At 31.9% G+C, this 2,696-nt stretch carries 2 protein-coding genes; one reads left to right on the top strand and one right to left on the bottom strand.

The annotated features are described in order from the left end of the window. A partial coding sequence (locus tag JCM16496_RS22515) for a carboxypeptidase-like regulatory domain-containing protein (protein ID WP_145973823.1) occupies positions 1 to 202 on the bottom strand: 202 nt, incomplete at its 3' end. A 452-nt stretch (positions 203 to 654) separates the two neighbouring features. Between JCM16496_RS22515 and JCM16496_RS20885 the strand changes: the two genes are divergently transcribed. Next, positions 655 to 1,845 carry a site-specific integrase gene (locus JCM16496_RS20885; protein WP_025836409.1) on the top strand — a complete coding sequence of 397 codons (1,191 nt, stop codon included), beginning with the start codon at positions 655 to 657 and terminating at the stop codon, positions 1,843 to 1,845. The last annotated feature ends 851 nt before the right edge of the window (positions 1,846 to 2,696 follow it).

The following is a 2,696-nucleotide window of genomic DNA, read 5'->3' on the forward strand; positions in this document are numbered from 1 at the left end:
TTGGTACGTTTGGTAATGTAAAATCACCATCTACACCGGTAATAGCACCTATTTGTGTACCTTTTACCAATACAGAGGCTCCAATAACTGGCTGCCCATCTTCTTCAGAAATTACAACACCTGTAACTTTCTGGGTTTGGGCAGTTACTAGGCCTATTCCAACAAAAAGACAGGCCAATAACAGCATTAATTTTCTTTTCATAAATTCTCTCTTAAAGTTTAACTTTACATTAATTGTTTCTTTACTCTAACAAAGTGCAAATATATTAATAAAACTGAAACGAACAACTATTTTATTGAAAAAACCTTGTAAATCTATCAATCTGTTAATTAAATGCGCTACTTTATGCTTAATAACAGATTTTTCATACTTAAAAAACCTAAACCGGCTTATGTTTGCTATCACTATGATTCTCTCTTTTAGGGCAATTTTTCCAAAAATACACATATTTTAAAACAAAATGGTTAATAAACAAGCTGGTAAAACAGAAAACAGACCTGATTTGGAAACATATTGAGAGTTTCCGGAGGCTAAATACCGATTAATAGCTAAACACAAAAAGACACTTTTTAGAGATATTAATTCTTATTCTAATCCCATCGAGCACAGAATATCGTCTTATTTGTTATTGGTATTAATTAAAATCAAGTAAAATGAGCAAAATTATTTACAATCTAGTGTACAACAGAAAAAGAAGCCTGAATAAAAGAGGAATGGCGTTAGTGCAAGTAGAAGCCTATTTGGACAGAAAGAAAAAGTATTTTTCAACCAAAGTTTATTTAAAGCCAGAACAGTGGGATAATAGAAAGCTTATCGTGAAGAATCATCCTAATGCAGATGCGCTGAATAGATTGATATATGAGTTCATGGCTATGATAGAAAAAAAAGAGTTGGAATTGTGGCAGCAAGGAAGGCGTATTTCATTAGAGTTACTAAAGGATGTTTTGAGCACAAGCGAAAACAAAACCTTTTTTATTCCTTTTTTTAGGCAAGAGATAGTAAACTCCACTCTGAAAGAAAGTACAAAACGAAATCATCTCTCCACTCTTTCATTATTACAACAGTTCAAAAAGGATGTAACCTTTTCTGATTTAACATTCGAATTTATATCCTCCTTTGAATATTTCTTGCAATCAAAAGGCTATCATACAAATACGATAGCCAAACATATGAAGCATCTGAAGCGACATATAAATATCGCCATCAACAAGGATTATATGGAGATACAAAAATACGCTTTTCGAAAGTACAAGATTAAAACTATAGAAAACAAGCATACGCACTTATCTCCTGAAGAGTTGGAGAAGTTGGAGAAATTAAGCTTGGCTGGCAGATATACTAAATTGCAAAAGACTTTAGATGCATTCTTGTTTTGTTGCTATGCAGGAATGAGATACTCTGATTTTATCAGTTTATCACCCGATAACATCGTGGAAATTCGTCAAGAGACCTGGCTAATTTATAAATCTATAAAGACGAGTACAGAAGTCAGGCTACCCCTTTATCTCTTATTCGAAGGGAAAGGGCTTGTTATTCTAGGCAAATATCGGGATGACTTGCAAAGCTTCTTTCATTTAAGGGATAACTCTAATGTGAACAAGGATTTAATTGTGATTTCCCGCCTAGCCGGTTTGTCAAAAAGGATTTCATTTCATACCGCCCGCCATACTAATGCGACTCTATTGATTTATAATGGAGTAAACATTACAACAGTGCAAAAATTATTGGGGCATAAAAGTGTTAAAACCACACAAGTGTATACAAATGTAATGGATATGACTATAGTACATGATTTAGAAAAGAGCCATGCACTCATGCCTTTGCCTAAAAAAACACGAACTTAGCATAGTCAATACTACACTTTCATATCATTAGTCATATACTTCTCCTTCAAAAAGCTTATATTCTTAAAGCTGTAGATAGATTTATATGCCAGTTATTGCTAATCAAGAATATGCTTTCTGTCTGATTAAGACAAATAGTTTCTTTCAATGAAACAAATGGTTTTGTTTATTGAAACCAAAAGTTTATACTATTGAAACTAATAGTTTTTGCAATCAAAACTTTTAGTATTTAGCCAAAAAACTAAAAGTTTCATTCTGGAAACCAACTGAATAAGATATATATATTGGCTAATAGAGTAAAAGAAGTAGTGTGATTTTTACGATGATTATGAAGGCTGGTAAGCGTGATAGATAGTTGTAATGTTTTTTATCTATCACGGGTATCTATCACGCTTTAACTACGTTATAATCAAAAGAATATCCATCTCCGCGTGATGGCATGACAGATGTTTTTCAAAAACAAACTTTATGAGAGATGCAAAAGCGATTTTGATTGTTTAGCCAGTCACGAATCTTTGACTTTATCGTTTTCTTTTACATAAACTTTCGTGCTTTCGCTAATAAAATGACAATATAGAGCAAATGATTCATTGAAAACTATCAGGATGATAGATATTGACAAAAGGTATTCGTCATATAAGAGGAAGAATCATTTAAAATCTTCAAGTAACGCATTAACTTTATGATATACATGTGATAACCAGGTCATTAATCCTACAAATAGTATCACAGCAGTAAGGTTTTATACATTGTTCCCCTATACATATACCTTATGAAAAAGAAAATTTCACTATAGTCATTTCTATTGCACGATATAATAGTTTGATTATCAATAAAATAAAAATATTGTA

The organism is Bacteroides rodentium JCM 16496, assembly GCF_000614125.1.
Taxonomy (GTDB): domain Bacteria; phylum Bacteroidota; class Bacteroidia; order Bacteroidales; family Bacteroidaceae; genus Bacteroides; species Bacteroides rodentium.